Annotated in this window: 14 protein-coding genes; 6 read left to right on the forward strand and 8 right to left on the reverse strand. The window is 42.3% G+C overall.

Annotation, left to right across the window (positions count from 1 at the left end):
- Window positions 1–3: 3 nt before the first annotated feature.
- A complete protein-coding gene (locus Q9R21_RS08260) occupies window positions 4–1,227 on the reverse strand; it encodes a GGDEF domain-containing protein (RefSeq protein ID WP_311204135.1) in 1,224 nt (407 codons plus the stop codon).
- A gap of 190 nt (window positions 1,228–1,417) precedes the next feature.
- Entirely contained in the window at window positions 1,418–2,740 is a 1,323-nt protein-coding gene (locus Q9R21_RS08265; protein WP_311204136.1) for a GGDEF domain-containing protein, read from the reverse strand.
- Between the two features lie 499 nt (window positions 2,741–3,239).
- Between Q9R21_RS08265 and Q9R21_RS08270 the strand changes: the two genes are divergently transcribed.
- Window positions 3,240–4,187: a pirin family protein gene (locus tag Q9R21_RS08270; protein WP_243474743.1), complete on the forward strand. Its 948-nt coding sequence runs from the start codon at window positions 3,240–3,242 to the stop codon at window positions 4,185–4,187.
- Window positions 4,188–4,347: 160 nt separating this feature from the next.
- Window positions 4,348–4,998, forward strand: a complete 651-nt coding sequence (locus Q9R21_RS08275; RefSeq protein WP_005265446.1) for a glutathione S-transferase family protein — start codon at window positions 4,348–4,350, stop codon at window positions 4,996–4,998.
- Between the two features lie 46 nt (window positions 4,999–5,044).
- On the opposite strand, the gene phoR is transcribed toward Q9R21_RS08275, so the two are convergent.
- From phoR to Q9R21_RS08290, 3 genes are all read right to left on the reverse strand, one after another.
- The gene (gene phoR / locus Q9R21_RS08280) at window positions 5,045–6,403 is read right to left on the reverse strand and encodes a phosphate regulon sensor histidine kinase PhoR (protein ID WP_005264642.1); all 1,359 of its coding nucleotides are present in this window, start codon (window positions 6,401–6,403) and stop codon (window positions 5,045–5,047) included.
- Between the two features lie 25 nt (window positions 6,404–6,428).
- Window positions 6,429–7,139, reverse strand: a complete 711-nt coding sequence (gene phoB, locus Q9R21_RS08285; RefSeq protein ID WP_004280972.1) for a phosphate regulon transcriptional regulator PhoB — start codon at window positions 7,137–7,139, stop codon at window positions 6,429–6,431.
- A gap of 249 nt (window positions 7,140–7,388) precedes the next feature.
- Window positions 7,389–8,066 carry a TetR/AcrR family transcriptional regulator gene (locus Q9R21_RS08290; RefSeq protein WP_311204137.1) on the reverse strand — a complete coding sequence of 226 codons (678 nt, stop codon included), beginning with the start codon at window positions 8,064–8,066 and terminating at the stop codon, window positions 7,389–7,391.
- A 223-nt stretch (window positions 8,067–8,289) separates the two neighbouring features.
- Here Q9R21_RS08290 and Q9R21_RS08295 point away from each other — a divergent pair, with 223 nt between their 5' ends.
- A complete protein-coding gene (locus Q9R21_RS08295) occupies window positions 8,290–9,138 on the forward strand; it encodes an SDR family oxidoreductase (RefSeq protein ID WP_148334837.1) in 849 nt (282 codons plus the stop codon).
- Between the two features lie 116 nt (window positions 9,139–9,254).
- Here Q9R21_RS08295 and Q9R21_RS08300 read toward each other — a convergent pair whose 3' ends face one another.
- Both Q9R21_RS08300 and Q9R21_RS08305 read right to left on the reverse strand, forming a co-directional pair.
- On the reverse strand, window positions 9,255–10,619 hold the full coding sequence (locus Q9R21_RS08300) for an MATE family efflux transporter (protein ID WP_311204138.1): 1,365 nt from the start codon (window positions 10,617–10,619) through the stop codon (window positions 9,255–9,257).
- Window positions 10,620–10,747: 128 nt separating this feature from the next.
- The gene (locus Q9R21_RS08305) at window positions 10,748–11,902 is read right to left on the reverse strand and encodes a methionine aminotransferase (RefSeq protein ID WP_311204260.1); all 1,155 of its coding nucleotides are present in this window, start codon (window positions 11,900–11,902) and stop codon (window positions 10,748–10,750) included.
- 246 nt (window positions 11,903–12,148) lie between these two features.
- On the opposite strand from Q9R21_RS08305, the gene Q9R21_RS08310 reads away from it, so the two are divergent.
- The 3 genes from Q9R21_RS08310 to Q9R21_RS08320 are packed head-to-tail and all read left to right on the forward strand — an operon-like array spanning window position 12,149 to window position 17,153.
- Window positions 12,149–15,010 carry a type VI secretion system Vgr family protein gene (locus tag Q9R21_RS08310; RefSeq protein WP_311204139.1) on the forward strand — a complete coding sequence of 954 codons (2,862 nt, stop codon included), beginning with the start codon at window positions 12,149–12,151 and terminating at the stop codon, window positions 15,008–15,010.
- Complete coding sequence (locus Q9R21_RS08315) at window positions 15,007–16,764, forward strand: glycoside hydrolase family 19 protein (protein ID WP_311204140.1); 1,758 nt, start codon at window positions 15,007–15,009, stop codon at window positions 16,762–16,764. The genes Q9R21_RS08310 and Q9R21_RS08315 overlap by 4 nt, the downstream gene beginning before the upstream one ends.
- Window positions 16,761–17,153 (forward strand): hypothetical protein, encoded by a 393-nt coding sequence (locus Q9R21_RS08320; RefSeq protein WP_180181000.1) that lies wholly within the window; start codon window positions 16,761–16,763, stop codon window positions 17,151–17,153. The genes Q9R21_RS08315 and Q9R21_RS08320 overlap by 4 nt, the downstream gene beginning before the upstream one ends.
- Before the next feature lie 75 nt (window positions 17,154–17,228).
- Here the strand turns inward: Q9R21_RS08320 and Q9R21_RS08325 are convergent, their stop codons facing one another.
- Window positions 17,229–18,143, reverse strand: a complete 915-nt coding sequence (locus Q9R21_RS08325; protein ID WP_311204141.1) for a Dyp-type peroxidase — start codon at window positions 18,141–18,143, stop codon at window positions 17,229–17,231.
- Between the last annotated feature and the right edge of the window lie 21 nt (window positions 18,144–18,164).

The following is an 18,164-nucleotide window of genomic DNA, read 5'->3' on the forward strand; positions in this document are numbered from 1 at the left end:
AATTTAAGCCGGTTTAACCTGCCAGTTTTGCAGCTCCCCAGCTAAACTTTGCTCCAGATCTGGATCATAAGCTTCAACCCGATTCCGTCCATTGGCTTTAGCCTGATATAAGGCAATATCGGCCTGTTTAATCAGGGTCATTAAATCTGTTTCACAGCTTTCCAGAATGGCAGCACCAATCGAAATGCTAAAACTGAAACGATGCTGGCTGTCTAGATCGATCACAATATTTTCAATGTTATGCCTTAAACGCTCGGCAACTTTTAGCGCTTCATCCAGAGAGGTTTCGGGTAAAAATGCAATAAATTCTTCACCGCCATAGCGTGCCAAAATATCATGCTGTCGCATTTCACTGCGTGTGCTCAGGGCAATCGTCTGTAAGACCTGATCTCCGATATCATGACCATAACGATCATTAATCTGCTTAAAATGATCCACATCAAATACCAGTAAATTCATAGGTACCGGTTGATCAAAATTCTGTTGTACCAGTTGTTGCGCGAGATATTCAAAACAGCGACGGTTATTCAGGCCGGTGAGGGAATCGGTATGGGCCATATTTTCAAAGGCCTGCCGGTTATATTGATTCAGGGTATGCTGCAAGAATACCATGCATGATTTTAAGGTCGAGCTCCAGCTAATATATAGACTGAAGGTCAATACTGGTAGATAAATCAGGGAAAATAAAAACATCTGGTACAGATCAGATCGAGTATTGAAATATACACCGATGTAAATCATCAAAGTAATCAGACTCGAAGTAATCAAAGACGGCCAGAACCGGATCTGCACACATAAATTGGCCAACACAATAAAAACCAAGGAGGCATATTGATAAATGAGGGTATAAGCACTTTCAGACTGATTTAGATTAAAAAACCAGATGGCACTTGCGCCAATAATTGAGGTAGGTAAGAGTAAATCAAACACAGGTAAATTGCGGTAAGAGTGATACATCCAGATCGTGATCAGTACGATCAGAATGGTATAGCTAATTTTGGTCAAAATGAGCAAATTGAGAATATCATGCAGCACCAGAATATCGGCGAGGGTATAAGAGGCATATGCCAGCTGTGCGAATAAATTGACCTGTAATAGGTATTTTAAAGTGAGCTTCTTTTGATGGGCATAGTAGGCCGGTTTTAGAGGCGCAGGAATACGAACAAGCGGATCTTGAAGAGCCTCCTGAATCAGGGTACGTGATTCTTTTTCGTTATCATGCGGCATGCAGCCTTCCCAAATTAAAATATATAAAAATGAATAAGATGAAATTTATATATAGTTGTATAAAAAATATTCTATTCTTTTGTTGGATATTTTAAAAGTGGAAGAATCAAATTTATTTTATAAAATGAAATCCCCGATTAGTGCATTCTAAGGATGATCCTAGCTTATAGAACAGACTAATGATCCAGCTTTAATTCGCCGTTGACTGGGCTGGTTGAGTGTCTGGCTTAAATACATTCCAGGGATTTTCTGTCGCAGGCTTGGGCTTATTCAGCATATCTGGATGATAGACCTCAATCCGGTTTCGGCCAGACTTCTTGGCCTGATACAAGGCAATATCGGCTTGTTTGATCAGGTCTTCCAGGGGTTGGGTATGGGATTCCAGTTCTGCTACACCGATCGAAATGGTGAACCGGATGGCATGATTGGGTTCGACATAAATGTACTGCTTTTGAATTGCACAACGAATTCGTTCTGCAATCACCCAGCTGTCTTGCAGCTGAGTATCTTCTAGGAGGGCGATAAATTCCTCCCCACCAAAACGTGCCAGTACATCGCTATGCCGCATTTCTTTACGGGTCACCTCAGCAATCAGTTGTAGCACCCGATCACCGACATCATGCCCATAGCTATCATTAATATTTTTAAAATGATCCACATCAAACATCAACAGGCAGCTACTGGCATGTTTAGGCCATTGATGAATAGAGCGTTCAGCCATATCGACAAAATGGCGACGGTTGTAGAGCTGGGTCAAATCATCGGTATGGGCCAGATTCTTTAAGGTTTGATAGTTCCATTCATCAAGCAGGGAGCGCAAAAAAGAACGCCGCACATTTAGAATATTATTCCAGTTAATATAAATACTAAAAAACCACAGTGGACTAAAGACCACGCTAAAAATAAAGGCTTGAGAAGCACTCATGAACTGGGATATCCCAAGCATGATAAACAGGGCGATTAAGATGGAGCAATAGACCGCGACTTTAAACTGGGTCTGTATACAGAGATTGGCGATGAGAATAAAGATCGCAGAGGCGTAAATATAGGTGGCAACATGGGGACTGGTTGAAAGCGCGAGTAAGCCAATCCAGGCCGCTGCAGCCACAGTGGTGCCTATCGGCAAGATTCTGTCCAGAATCTGAATATTTTTATGTTTTTTAAACAGGTAATAACAGCAAAACATGGCGCCCAGAACCAGAACGACGCGCATCAGACCAGAAATAAAAAACATGTCTGGAATAATCAGAATATCGGCAAAGAAATACAGTAAAAAGGCAATTTGCGCCAGATAGTTAATTTGACGCAAGTTATGATGACTATGCGTATAGACATAATCATGAAAATACTGCTGAAACGGGGCAGGAATACGGGCATGAGGATCTGTTAGCGCCTGTTCAATCAGCTGACGGTTCTGCAGATCACATTCAGATAATTTCAGTGATTTATCGGTCGTCGAATTTTGAAAAGATACATTCGCCGTTGAATATATATTCTCATTCTGAGCAGACATGTCCTGGTCCAGTGTTATTTTTATAGGTGCCTATTATGCCGTGGTTGAGTAAAAAATAACCTCCCAAAAATTGGGTATCCGGGAAGTTTTTAAAGCTAAAACGTAACAAAATTTGTGTTTTGTAAAATTGAAAGTGATTGAAATACATGAATAATCATCTTATTCATTGGGATATTTGGTTGTTATGGATTCGTTTCACGTGAAACATAAATGACATTCCTGATCTTCAGTTTATTTAAACTCATAACGCCATGTGCCTAAATCATGATTGCCTTGCTAAAACTTAATTTTGGGGGGCTTTGGATACAAATCCCATCTGCCTTTCAGGATTTAAATTAATGAGACTAGTGAGGAGTTTTATACGTATCTAAATATTTCCAGGGATAGATTTTGCCCATAGACCCTGTACATTGTCCTGAACAGAGAGGCATCTTGAATCGGTCAAATGCATGTCTCACCCACTCAAAAGTAGAATGAAAATGCCGAGGTAAGCTCAGCCATGTCGAATAATAGTGATATTGAACTGTCGAATTCCGATGATTGTGAAAAGTATGTGAATCAGTTTATTCAGGAGTTTCCTTTACGTCGCGCGGAAATCGGACAGGGCACCGTGATTAAACGTGCCTTGCCAAGCAGACATAAGCGCATGATTGGTGCCTGGTGTTTTCTGGATCATGCGGGTCCGGCCATTTTCCCGCAAGGAGATGGTCTGGATATCGGACCACATCCGCACATTGGTCTGCAGACCTTTACATGGATGATCGAAGGCAGCATGATGCACAATGACAGTCTGGGAAATCAGCAGTTGATTCGTCCCAAGCAGGTCAATCTGATGACCTCGGGTTATGGCATTTCACATACCGAAGTCTCTCCTGAAAGTGAGACACATATGCATGCAGCACAGTTATGGATTGCCTTGCCGGATGACAAGATCAATATGGCACCAGGTTTTGAACATTATCCTGAATTGCCGGTCGTCAATGAGCAAGGCATTGAATTTACCGTGCTGGTCGGAGAATATTTAAAAACGAGATCACCGGTTAAAGTACATAGCGAACTACTCGGAGTAGACCTGTATGCAGCTCAAAGTACTAGTGCGCGCTTGCCTCTGAATCCGAAATTTGAATATGGCTTTATGGTGCTTGAGGGGACGGCCAGTATAAATGGCCATGAACTAAATGAAGATAATATGCTGATCCTGGAGCCCGGCTTACAGCAGGTCAATGCTGAAGTTCATGCCGGGAGCCGGGTGCTATTGATTGGTGGGGAGCCATTTGAAAGCCCGATTTTACTGTGGTGGAATTTGGTCGGGCGCACGACAGAGGAACTTAAAATTGCGCGGGAACAATGGATTGAAGGTCATGAACGTTTTGGTTCCATTCCTGCCTATGATGGACCACGTTTAGAAGCGCCCGCATTTCCAGACCAGATGCGGGCTTCCCGATAAATGCTAAAAATGATGGGAATATGGAACGCTGTCTGAGTTGAACTCAAATAATGAATCTGCAACATAGGATACATATCATTACAGTCATCAAAAAATGAGCTAGAGTCTGCTGCTTTTTGCTATGCTCAGTGGGCAAAAACAATAAAATCATGAGTCTAATATGCGTGTTTTACATCATCTCGAACAATCACGATCATTTCGTATCCTGTGGGCCATGGAAGAATTAGGACTGGATTACGAGGTTAAATACTATAAACGTCAGCCCAACCTTTCTGCGCCACCGGCCTTAAAACAGATCCATCCGTTGGGCAAAGCCCCGATTCTGGTCGATCAGGGTCAGGTACTGGCAGAATCTGCGGCGATCCTGGAATATTTGCAGGAAACTTATGATGAAAAGCAGCAGTTTCGCCCAGAAGATATTGCCGACAAGGCCCAGTACCGTTACTGGATGCATTATGCGGAAGGCTCGTTAATGCCGCTGCTGGTGATGCAACTGGTAATGACCACAGTGCCTAAACATACGCCTTTGCTGATTCGACCTGTGGCCAAGAAAATCTGTGATGGGGTGAAAAAGCAATTTGTACAGAGCCGTTTAAAAGATCATATCCAGTTTCTGGAAAGCTATTTGAGTGAGCATGATTATTTTGCCGGGCATTTCAGTTTTGCCGATATTCAGATGAGTTTTCCTTTGGAGGCCATGCAGAGCCGGACGGGTCAAAGCTATCCAGCGATTCAAGCCTATCTTAAACGGGTGTCGCAACGTGCTGCCTATGCGCGTGCACTGTCCAAAGAAAAACAGATCAGCTCTTAAACGCTTAAAAGAAAAGGTGCCGATGGCACCTTTTTTGATGGTTATATTACTCTGGAAAGCTGAGACGTTCTTTAGGGAAAACTACCTTAAAAGTAGAACCCTGGTTTTCCTTGGACTCAATTTCCAGATGTGCCTGATGCTGCATCAGCACATGTTTAACAATTGCCAATCCCAAACCGGTACCACCAGTCCGGCGGCTGCGGTCTGAATCGATGCGGTAAAAACGCTCAGTCAGTCGTGGCAGATGTTTGGGGTCAATACCGATGCCGTTATCTTGCACCACAAAATAGGCCGATTCACCGTCATCATGCCAGCCGATGGTGATGGTACCGCCTTTAGGCGTGTACTTGATGGCATTGGTGATCAGATTACTAAAAGCGCTGGCCAGTTCCATATCTGAACCGATCAGATCGCAATGACTGTCAATGTCCAGATTCAGGGTATGACCATAATCAATATTATAGGCCTGGGCATCATCGAATAGCTGGTTCATCAGACTCGGCATTTCAATGATCTGGTTTTTGGCAATATTCTTATCATTTTCCAGACGTGACAGCAGCAGCAGGTCGTTGACCAGAGCATTCATGCGTCGGGTTTGCGACTGCATCTGATCAAAAGCGCGTTTCCAGCGTGGATTAATATCTTCCTGATCGGTAAAGGTTTCAATATAACCGCTGAGTACGGTCAAAGGAGTGCGCAGTTCATGTGAAATATTGTCGACAAAATCCTTTCGCATCTGTTCCAGATTGTGCATCCGGGTCACATCATAAGCGACCAGTACCCGACTTTCTCCGCCAAAACGGGTCATTTTGACCTGCACATAATGGTCTTCAAACAGCGAAGAACGCATTTTCAGGCCGTCCGGGGATTCATCAATATGGTGATAGTATTCGATAAAGCTTGGTTGGCGTAACAAGGTCAGGATATTACGGCGACGGTCATCACTGGAGATTCCGAGCAGACGTTCGGCTGCCGGATTCCACCATTCAATCTGCTGGTTTTCATCAAGTAGTACCACGGCTTCTTGCAAGGCCACCAGCGAAGATTGTGCACGATCAATCAGTTCGACCATTTCTGCCTGAACAATCCGTTCCTGACGTTGGGCGCGATAAACATTGAAAAGCAGTGCACCCCAAATTCCGCCAATATTAGGCGGAACATCATAGGGGCGATTGGAAATCCATTCATTGACCAGATATAAGGAACGCATTTGGGTCGCAAAGAACGCCACGAAGGCAATTACGATACAAATCCAGAAATACCCAATCCCAAAACCGATAAAGCTGGCGATAATCAGGAAAAAAGCCAGTAAGCGTAAATCCTGCTTCGCAAAATCCCATAAACTGCTGTAACGGATTCTTTTATGTTCGCGTGCCAGTTCGGGGACAGGGTAGGGTTCATACATAAAACAAGATTTACCTTAAAAGATATTAACCTAAAGCGACATCTGAACGGGTCGAAAAGCGATAGCCCGTTCCGCGAACGGTCTGTACAAAACGGTCTACACCATAAGGTTCCAGCACTTTACGCAAACGGCGGATATGCACATCGATGGTCCGGTCTTCAATATAGACGTTACCGCCCCACACCTGATCCAGCAATTGCGCACGGGTATAGGCACGTTCCGGATGGGTCATAAAGAATGCCAGCAAACGGTATTCAGTCGGCCCCATTTCCAGAATGTTATTACCAAAATTCACCCGCTGGCTGACCGGATCCAGAATCAGGCCATTGGCATCAATGGTTTTTTCACCGCTTAGGGCATTGGCGCGGCGCAGTACCGCCTTAATCCGCGAGACCAGTTCCCGCGTCGAGAATGGTTTGGTCATGTAGTCATCGGCACCGGCATCCAGACCTTGTACCTTGTGGTCTTCTTCACCGCGCGCTGTGAGCATGATCACCGGAATTTCTGACAGGCTTTCATCACGTTTCAGACGACGACACAGGTCCACACCGCTGACACCACCCGGCATCATCCAGTCCAGCAAAATCAGTGCCGGACGCTGATCCACAATCATCTGATGCGCCTGCTTGGCATCTTCTGCCTGTAAGCACTGAAAACCGGCCATATCCAGAGAGGTATGGATCATTTCCCGAATCGGGAGCTCGTCATCGACGATTAATATGTAGTCATCTTTCACAACGCAATACCCTATTTCATGTAAACGGTGAACCGTTTTATATTTATGACAGGCTTATTACAAAGACTAATTATGACAGTATCATTGCAGAAAGGGAAAAACTGCTGAAATTCGCAAAGATTTGTGACAAATATAGCGCAGAAACTTGTTAAAAAATCATAAATTAATTTTACTCATTTCCGTAGTACAGCATAAATCTTCAACTCACTGGTAAATGCAGGAAAGCCTATTAAGCACAGGATTTAACAGCTATTTTTTCTCGGAAAATGACTCGAGCAGCGCCAAAAAAACCACACTACAAGACGATAAAACTTCCTCAAGCGAATGCTTAAAACCGCTCATCACCCAACGAATGGCAATTTGGGTGACATAGCCATTTAAACCGGTCGACACCAGGGAAATTTCCTGCTCGCTGCGATTTAACTGAGGCATCATCAACATGACAAAGGCATGAATCATGCGGTCGAAACGTGACATGGTTTCATGAATAGTGGCCTGATTATGCAGCTCCTGTACCAGCATGGCATCGATATAAATGATCCGTGCCATACGTGGATTGTCACGCAGGGTAGTGAGCAGCGCACTCAAACCGGCTTCGATCATTTTTTTCGGATCGGTCGATGCCTGCATCATGGCCTGCATGACATTCTGTTGCAGTTCATCAATCAGTTTTAAGAAAATGGTCTGAAACAGATCTTCGCTTTTCTTGAAGGATTCATAAAAATAACGTTCGGTTAGTTTGGCTTCATTACAGATATCTTTGACGGTAACTGAAAAAAAACCATAACTGCCATAGGCTTCAATTCCGGCTTCGATCAGTTTTTCACGACGTGCCTGCTGTCGTTCAGCCATCGACAGGCCTTTAAACTGACGCTCCTTGGTTTTGGAGGGTCGTGATTTTGCTACTGAGTCGATCGAATCGGTCATAAGGCCTGTGTGCTCATCTGCATGAAGATTTTGAATATCTTAGCAATAAATCTCGCTTAGACCTATATGGAAATGCTGCCCTGAAATTTGGCCTCTAAGGACATGGGATAATTATTGACAATATATATTGTCAAAACTATATTGAGGATCTGTGCTAGCTCCTGAAACAACAGAACAAGATCCTGCTGTCATGGAATGGCAGTTCTTTACATAAGGAAATTGAATGAAAAATTTTAACAATAAAGTTGCCGCGATTACCGGGGCCGGTTCAGGTATTGGTCAGCAACTGGCGGTATTACTGGCTCAGCAGGGTTGTCATCTGGCTCTGAGTGATATTAATGAACAGGGTCTGGCGCAAACGCTCGAATTGCTCAAAGAAAGTGATGTCCGTGTCACCATTCAGAAAGTAAACGTAGCAGAATTGGAGCAGGTGCGTAATTGGGCGGCACAGGTCGAACAGGATCATGGCAGTGTCAATATGATCTTTAACAATGCCGGCGTTGCACTGGGTTCAACCGTTGAAGGGGCATCTTATGAAGAACTGGAATGGATTGTCGGAATCAATTTCTGGGGTGTAGTTTACGGAACCAAAGAATTCTTACCTTTGATCAAGAAAACCGGCGATGGTCATATCATCAATATTTCCAGCCTGTTTGGTCTGACTGCTCAACCGACCCAGTCTGCTTATAACGCGACCAAGTTTGCGGTACGTGGTTTTACTGAATCCCTGCGTCAGGAACTGGATATGGAAAATTGTGGGGTGAGTGCACTGTGTGTACATCCGGGCGGTATCCGTACCAATATTGCCAATGCTGCAAAAATGAATAACAGCCTGCTGACTTTAGGTATGAATCCGGAAAAATCAGCCCGTAATTTTAATAAATTATTGCGTTGTCCACCTGCAGAAGCCGCTCGTCAAATTCTGGAGGCGGTACAAAAAGACAAGCGCCGTCTGCTGATCGGTAATGATGCCAAAGCAATTGACCTGATTCAGCGGATCTTGCCGACCGGTTATCAGCATGTCACTGCACTGGCGACCCAGTTTGGTAAAAAGAAGAAAAAGTCTGCTTAAAAAAATGCAAAACAGACCCGCGAAAGCGGGTTTTTTTATCGCTGTGATAGGGGCTAATTTTTTGCAAATGAGAGTATTAACTCCTGTAATGCTTTAGGCACGTAAAAAACCTCCATCTAAATCAACGCTTCAACCGTTTTTTTCTTCCAGACAAACTGATAATACACTCCCTGCAAAATACACAGGCTGACAAAGGCCAACGCATAGGCATACCAGATACCTTCCAGACCCCACCACCGGCTAAACAGATAAGCGGCGGGAACTTCAATACAGAGAATGGCAAAAATGTTGATTAACATTGGCACGGTCACCGTACCACTCGAGCGCATGATTGAAGCAAAAATGGCACTGGCACCAAAAAACAGGATTGACCACAGCACAATAAATAGCAGTTGTTGTCCCAGTACTACAACCTTAGGATCGGTAATAAATAAGGCCATCAGATATTTGGAGAACAAATAAGCCAGAATCACCAGACCGCCGGTAAACAGGATATTCATACTCAGCGCAGTCCGGGTTACTTTATTGAGCAGATCTGATTTACCTGCGCCAATGGCTTGAGCACCAAATACAGACGCGGCAATCGCAATTGACAAAGCGGGAAATTGAATATAATTTAAGACCTGATTGACCGCGCCATAGGCCGCTGTTGCTTCTGCACCATAGCGGTTCACCAGTCCGACAATCACCAGTCCGGCAACTGAAGTGGTGACCATTTGCACACCAGTAGGAACCCCCAGTTTCAAGATCATTCTGCTTAACTGTGGTTGATGACGAATATTTTTTAATAAGGCCCAGTCGAGTTTGAGCGGATGCTGCCTATAATTCAAATACAGGATTAAAAACAACAGGACCGCCAGATTTCCCAGAATGGTGGCAATCGCCGGCGAGATTATACCCATTTTAGGAAAGCCAAAATAACCTGCAATCAGTACCGGTGTCACCACCAACCCGACCCCAATGGTAAGTGCGGAAGCAAACAGGGGGGTGGTACTATCCCCAACACCGCGCAAGATGGAAGTATAAATAATATAGATAAAGATTAAGGGGCTACCCACCAGCATCCATTGCACATAGGGCAAGGATAAATGCATCACATCCGGATCTGTGCCAAGCGCCAAGAGAATATTCTCAGCAAAAATTACCCCAAAAAGTGCAATCAAGCTGCCGCCAATCAAGGTCATAAATAAAGTTGAACCGACCACACAGCGCACTTTTTCTATATTTTTCCCGCCCCAAGCCTGGCCAATCAATACGGTAGAGCCGGCCGATAAACCAATCACAAAGGCCATCAGACAAAACAGGATCGGGAAAAAAACGGCAACAGCAGCAATCGCATTCACTCCGAGCATTTGTCCCACAAAAACCGTATTGATCGTGCCGGAGAGACTTTGCAGGATATTGGTCGCAATTAATGGCAACAGAAATACCAGAAAGGCTTTCCATAAATTCTGTTGATGAATCAGTGAGTGCTGTGCCATGCGACATCCTGTGATTGAATTATCATCTATTTGTTGATGCAGCTATTATTTGGCAGAATATAAGAAAAAGCCTTAGCTTTTAAGTAACTAAGGCATTTATTTTATGAGATTTTTAGTTAAAAAATGAGTTAAACCTTTGAAAGAATTTGACCTGCCTGGATCAAGGTTTGTTCTTTTTTTGCAAAGCAAAACCTGAGCAAGCGTAAATCTGTAGGAGGATGCTGGTAGAACGCAGAGACTGGAATCGCGACAATCCCATGTTGTTCTGCCAGAAAATGGCACATGGATAAATCATCGAGCTCAGGCCGAATCTCTGAATAATCTAAGTTCTGGAAATAAGTCCCTTGAGAAGGTGTCCATTTAAAGCGTGACGTTTCAATGGATGAGTTAAATAAATCCCGTTTGTTTTGATAGAAAGAGGACAGTTCAGGTATATGCTCAGGATGCAGTTGCATATATTCCGCCAAGGCAACCTGAACGGGCGTCACACCACAGAAACTGGCAAACTGATAAATCTGTCTGAACATTTTCATCAGTGCGGGTGCAGCAATACAAAATCCGGTTTTCCAGCCAGTGACATGGAAGGTTTTACCAAAAGAACCAATCACAAAACTCCGCTCACGAAGTTCTGGAAATGACCAGGCCGAATAGTGCTGAACGCCGTCAAAAACCAGATGTTCGTAGACTTCATCGGACAGCACCACAATATTGCGCTCGCGAATCAGCTCGATCAGTTGCTGCCAGCCTGCCTTGGACCAGACACTACCACTCGGGTTATGTGGCGTATTCACCACAATCATGCGGGTACGGTCATTAATGGTATCTTTGACCTGATTCCAGTCCACAGAAAAATCAGGATGCTGCAAAGCAATATGCACTGGCTTTGCCCCGACCAGTTGTACCGCAGGGCCATAACTGTCATAGCTCGGGTCGAAAATAATTACTTCTTCACCGGCGCGCACTGTGGCCTGAATGGCACAAAAAATCGCAATCGTGGCCCCAGGCGTAATCGTGATTTCCTCGAAAGGATCAATCATCAGTTGATCACGCTGCTGATAGAGATCTGCCACTAGACCTCGCAAGACTGGCAGACCATCTCCCGGAGCGTACTGGTTAAATCCATTCTGGCTAGCCCGGTTTAAAGCTTCAATCAAGGCAGGAGGCGCTGCAAAGTCTGGAAATCCTTGAGAAAGATTCAAGGCTCCGAGTTTTTGTGCCAAGGCCGACATGGTACTAAAAATGGTCACGCCCAAATCGGGTAATTTAGAAGGGAGTTCCAGCATGTCCTTGGCCTTGAAGAATGAGATCTGAATGAGTGTAGCAGCAAGTTCCGTATAGGATAATCGGAAAAATAGGGAATATTGAGCAATATTTTTAATTAAGATGTACCACATGCAATTTAAGATTTTTAATTGAAGGGCCATAAATTAAAGGCCTAATTATGTGAAATGCATCGTGAACTGGACGAAATGGATAACTTTTCCTAAAATCTGCCGCACAATAATAAAGCTTAAAATTATAACTATAAAATGCCAAAACCTATCCATATGCTGGTGGAGCAGCTCGGGCTTAAGCGACAGCATCGTGCGCTACATTTACAGTTTTCACATCCTCCTTTAAATCATCAGGTTTTGATTCAGCGTATTGAGGGTCAGCATCAGATCAATCAAGGCCTGCAGGCTGAACTGATCTGTCTTTCCACTCATGCTCATATTGCCTTGAAACAGTTTATCGGCTGTCGGGTGGCCATTGATCAGGTCACAGACCGGGGTGAACTTTTCCGGACTACGGGCATTATTACTGCAGCCAGTCAAGGGCAGAATGATGGAGCTTTGACCCTGTATAAATTGATGCTAAATGATCCGACTGCACTCTGGCAGAAGCGCCGTAACAGTCGGGTTTTTATGAATAAGACGGTGCGCGAGATCAGTGAAATCCTGTTCAGTGAATGGCAAAACAGAAGTGTATTATTCGCGGCCAGTCTCAGCCTGGATTTGACAGGACTCAGCCGGGACTATGATGTCCGACCTTTTGTAATGCAGTCGAATGAATCGGATTATGATTTTCTGACCCGTTTATGGCGTAGCGAAGGAATTAACTGGCTGATTGATGAAAGGCAATTAACTGTGCCTGTATCAGCCAGCGAGATTCAAGATCAGCTTTTAAAACTGGTAGATCATTCCCAATATTTTTCAGCTTTAAAACGCCGCTCCATCCGGTTTCATCGCAGTCATGCCACCGAACAGCTGGACACGCTGAACAGTCTGATTGCGGTACGTCAGCTCAATCCGAATAGTACCCAAACCCAGCGCTGGCATGCCCAGCAACTTGCCCAGGATCAAAGCCAGCCTTTATTCAGTAATCATCAGCAAAGTGATATCCATGCAAATGCCACTCTTCAGCTTGAAGATGCGTGGAACATCAGTCCGGCTTGGACCGGCGACTTAAATCATGAGGATCAGGTGACAGCATCTGGTATAGCCCAACTGGATCGACTCAATCAGCAGCTCAGTGACTATCATGCTTTGCAGTCTAAATATTTTAAAGCCAGTAGCAGCGTACGAGATGCTCAGGTTGGATACTGGTTTGAACTGCAACAGCATCCTGAAATTGATCAGCATCCTGCCCATCAACGTGAATTTCTGATTTTAGCTAAGCGGTTTTATAACCAGAACAATTTACCCAAAGATATCTTATCTCAGCTGGACAGTTTGCTTGAGAAGAGCGGCTGGCAGATGACACAGGAGGAACGACAGGCCAATGAACTACAGATGGTGCGCCGTGAAATCCAGGTTGTTCCTGAGTACCACCCCTTCATTCATCGGCCTGCTGGATATCCGCAACGGGCTCGAGTGGTCGGACCTGAAGGTGAAACGATTCATGTCGATGCATGGGGGCGGGTGAAAGTTCGTTTTCTGTTTACCCGGAGTGAGGATCATCAGCATGATGGCGGCGCAGGTAGCAATGACAATGATAGCGATTCTGCTTGGGTGGATGTTTTGACCCCTTGGGCGGGTGAGGGTTATGGCATCAGGTTGCATCCGCGAATTGGCGAAATTGTAGTGATTGACTTCTTTGAAGGTGATATCGACCGGCCCTTTGTGGTGGGACGGATTCATGAAGCAGAACGGCATCCGACCATGTTTGATGCAAAAGGAGAACTTCCTGCGACCAAAAAACTCAGTGGCATCCGTTCTCAGGAGGTCGATGGGGATGGCTTTAACCAGTTGCGTTTCGATGATACCCCTGAACAGATTAGTGCGCAGCTGCAAAGTAGTCATGCAGCCAGTCAGCTCAATCTGGGAAATCTAAGCCATCCTAAAGAAAGTGAAAGCAGCGAAGGTCGAGGAGAAGGTTTTGAACTAAGGACAGACCAGTGGGGTGCCATACGTGCAGGAAAAGGCTTATTAATCTCCACTTATCGGCAAGATTCAGCAGCAGGCAATCACCTGGATGCGAGTCGTGCCAAAGAGCAGATTGAATCGAATCTCGATCATAGTAAAGCCTTGAGTGATATTGCTGAACAACAGCAGACTGATCCGCTGCAATTTTTTGATAGTTTAAAACAGTTTCTGAGTCAGATTGAAGCTGAAGATCAAGCCAAGGCCATCGCATTTAAACAGGCCGTGATGTTATTAACTGCCCCCCAAACGATTGCACTGAGCACAAATGAAAATATTCATTTATCCGCTGATCAGCAAATCAATCAGAGTGCCGGGAATAATATTCATTTATCCACACAGAAATCTTTAGTTGCTCATGCACAGGACAAGATCAGTTTATTTGCTGCTCAAGAGGGTGCGAGTCTCTATGCTGCTCAAGGAAAAATTGAACTACAAGCCCAAGATGATGCGATTGAAGCGATTGCCCGCAAGGTAATCAAGCTTATTTCGACTGAAGACAAGATCGAAATCACCAGTCCGAAAGAGATTGTACTGACCGCTGGAGGGTCTCAAATTAAGATCAATGGTGGTGGAGTGGTGGTCACAACTGGTGGGAAATTTGAGTGTAAGGCCGGGCAGCATCTGTTTACGAAAGGTCAAAATATTATTGAACAAAAAATAAATCTTCCAAAAATGAAAACATTATTCAGTAATAAAATTAACTATCAGTGGACTAACCAGTCTGCAGGAGAAAAAGAAATTTTTATTCTAAATAAGTTGGATGGGAACTTAATTAAAACTAAGAAGTCTGTATTAAATGAAAATAATCAATTAAGTACTTTAAGATTCTATACCTCTCAACCCACAGATTTCGTGGCTTTAGGATTTAATTCTTTACAAACTCATCTCATTCAAGACTTAGATAATGAAAGTATTGATGAACTATTGAATGAGATAGAAGAAAGGGATTTAGAGGATGATGTATATACTGAAGAGGATGTCGAATGATGAGCAATTTAGTTACCATAACATCAAAAATTTATGATGCTTCAGGAAAATATGTCATTAATTTAAAAGTTAAATCACGCTATAAAGGTTCATCGAGAGAAAATACAAATAAAACAGATAAAGATGGTTTATTTATATTTCAGGGTTCACCAAATCGAACTGTGGAAATTTTAGCTAAGCCACCTAATGTGGAAGATTATATCGTTATTAAAACGATTGATTCTTCAATCATTTCTTCTAGAAAGAATCCTGTAAAAGTATCCTTGCCTAAAAGTATAGAGGAGTATCATAAAGAAAAAGTGATGCCTACTACAAAAGGTATAGTTACGACTTTATTTAAAATAATAGACTGCAATGAGAAAATATTAACGAGTTTCCCGGTAAAATCTCGCCCTAAAGGAAAACAAAGTTCATTTGAACGTCATACCAATGAGCAGGGCATTGTAGAGGTGGTATCTTCACCTAATCGAGATATTGAAATTCTAGTTTTGACTTCAAATGATGAGTTTGCTCTAAAAGGTGCTGTTAACTCTGAGCATGGCTCTCAAATACCACAAATAATTAAACTAGACGAACCCTGCGAAAACTTTAAAAGTGAATCAAATATCCAACTTCTAGATAGAGAAGGAAATAGTTATATCGTTGAAAATACAAAGATCGAGATACTTTATCTAGGAAATAAGATAACAAAAATTTCAAATACCTCTGATGGTAAATTTTCATTTCCAAGCATGATTGGAGAAAAAATACAGATCACGGTATTTAAACCTGATGGTAATCCCTTGGAACCGAAAACTCATGTGGTAAAAAGAATTAAAGAAGATGCCATAAAAATGAAATTAGATGTGGACTTAACGGTAGGTCGAACTGTACTAAATAAGCCAAGAATAGAGAAAAATTTAAAAATAAGTAAATGTGTCTGTAATAGGGATATTTCAGCAGAAGAATTTAAAAAAATAACAACTAGTGCCACAGCTATAAGCTTTCTTAATGATTTAAATGAACAATTTAAAAAACTTAATATGATTAATTGTCTTGAAAAGGCTCATTTTATAGCACACACATTACATGAAACTGCAAGTTATTCTTTGCTAGAAGAAGGATTAGGTGGTAAATCTGAAAGTGAAGTTTATGATGGCTATAAAGGACGTGGCTTAATGCAATTAACCTATAAAAATAATTATGAGCTTTATGGGTTAGCAGTGAATGAAAACTTTTTAGGAAATAATAAACATAGAATTGCTAAAGAAAAAAAACATGCTGTAGGTTCTGCAGTATGGTATTGGCATCATTCTAAAGCTGGCAATTTGAGTCCTCATGCCATTAATAATGATTTAATAGCAACTTGTGCTTTAATTAATGGTGGATATAACGGATTTGATGATAGAGAGAAATACTATAAAAGAGCTGTAATCGCTCTTAATATAAAAACCTGTTTAAATTTAGATAAGAAAATAGTTGATAATCTTGATAATTATACGAAATTTGAAAATAGTTATATTTATTTTAATAAAATTGGTGAATGCTTTGGATGGGGTTTATGGAGTGATCCTGCTGGTTACAAAAAAGGAAAATTAAAAAACTCTAATGAGTCAAAAAAAGGATACTCAAGATTTCTAGAAATGTGTAAAGACAAAGATTATCCTTTTGGTTATAAACAAGATAAGAAAGGGAACAAAGTTGGCAGAAAGAGGTATGGTTATAGTGCGAATTCTGCAATAACATTAGCTAAAAAGAGGTTAAAAGAATTATGAAAAAAATTATACTTATTTTTTTTGCTCTAGTGGTATGTACAAGCGCACAATCAAATGATGAATATTATTGTCTGATAAGTGAAAAGAAATCTATTTTGTTAGTTTCTAGTAAGTATCCTGATATTAATTTTGTAAAATATTATCCCTATTTGAAAAATATTAAAATATCAAGACCTATAAAAGAAAAAAATGTCGATATGGGTGATAATGCTAAGCCTGAAGTCTATAGAACAATGAATGAAATCATTAATGGAGAAATTACTGGGTATTATACTTTTATGTCACAAGGTTATCTTTTATATGATGTCGAATATAAAAATTTAAGAACCAAGAAGACTACTATTTTTAATAAAAGTAACATACATATAGATAATATAAGTTGCTTATAACTCTTTAAATTCTATTTTAATCTTAGTTAAAAAGCATAAATCGAAATAAGATTTATACTTAATTTTAAAGTGAATTTACAAAACCTCTTCCAGTAACTCCTCACTCGGTGCAAAGTAATAGGCACCATCCAGAGGTGTTACAAAATGCAGCAGGCGGTCATGAATTCCATCACCAGATGTACCGAACATACGTTCTAACATAGCATCAATAATTTTCAGGTCTTTGGTGTAGGCAATAAAGAATAGACCCTGGTCGCCACGTCCGTCACCATATGGCAAGGAGTGACGCAGGATTTCCATTTCTTCACCTTCTTCATCTTCAACTACAGTACGTGCCACGTGCGCATTTTCAGGTTTGACTTCATCATCCAATTCAATGGATTCAAGCTTGGTGCGACCCATAACCTGTTCCTGAGTATCAACTTTTAGCTTTTTCCATTTTTCCAGGTTATGCGCGTAACGCTGGGCAAAAATAAATGAACCATCTTGGAAAATACCTGAATCTTCACCTAATAATGCGACTTCAGCACGATCATCCGGGAATTGCGGATTTTCAGTCCCATCAATAAAGCCAGTAATGTCACGACCATCAAAATATCGGAAGCAAACTCGCTCATCCAGCACCTGAACCTGATCCTGAATGCCTTCAAAAAAAGCCTGACTGAGCGCAAAACAGATATCAGCACGGGCACTGGCAATATGAATCAGTACATCTGCTGGAACAACCGGCATATCAAACGAACCTTGAATCGGCTCGAGTTGTTTAAAACCTGTCGGACTTTGTGAATAAAGTCTTGACCAAAGCTCAGGACCGAAAGCCACTGCCGTTTTAATTTGTGCTTGAGGATGTTGCGTAATCAGACGATCACGTGAAGTAAACAGATGTTCAAGTTGTTCTTTTAATTTTTCAATACTCAAATCTTTAAGACGTAAAACAATAAAGCGAGCATGATCTGAAGGAAGTGGCAAGATTACCGATTGGGCTGTCATTCATGGCTCCTGTAAGGAAAG

This window comes from Acinetobacter sp. RG5, from assembly GCF_031844265.1.
In the GTDB taxonomy this organism is placed as follows: Bacteria; Pseudomonadota; Gammaproteobacteria; order Pseudomonadales; family Moraxellaceae; genus Acinetobacter.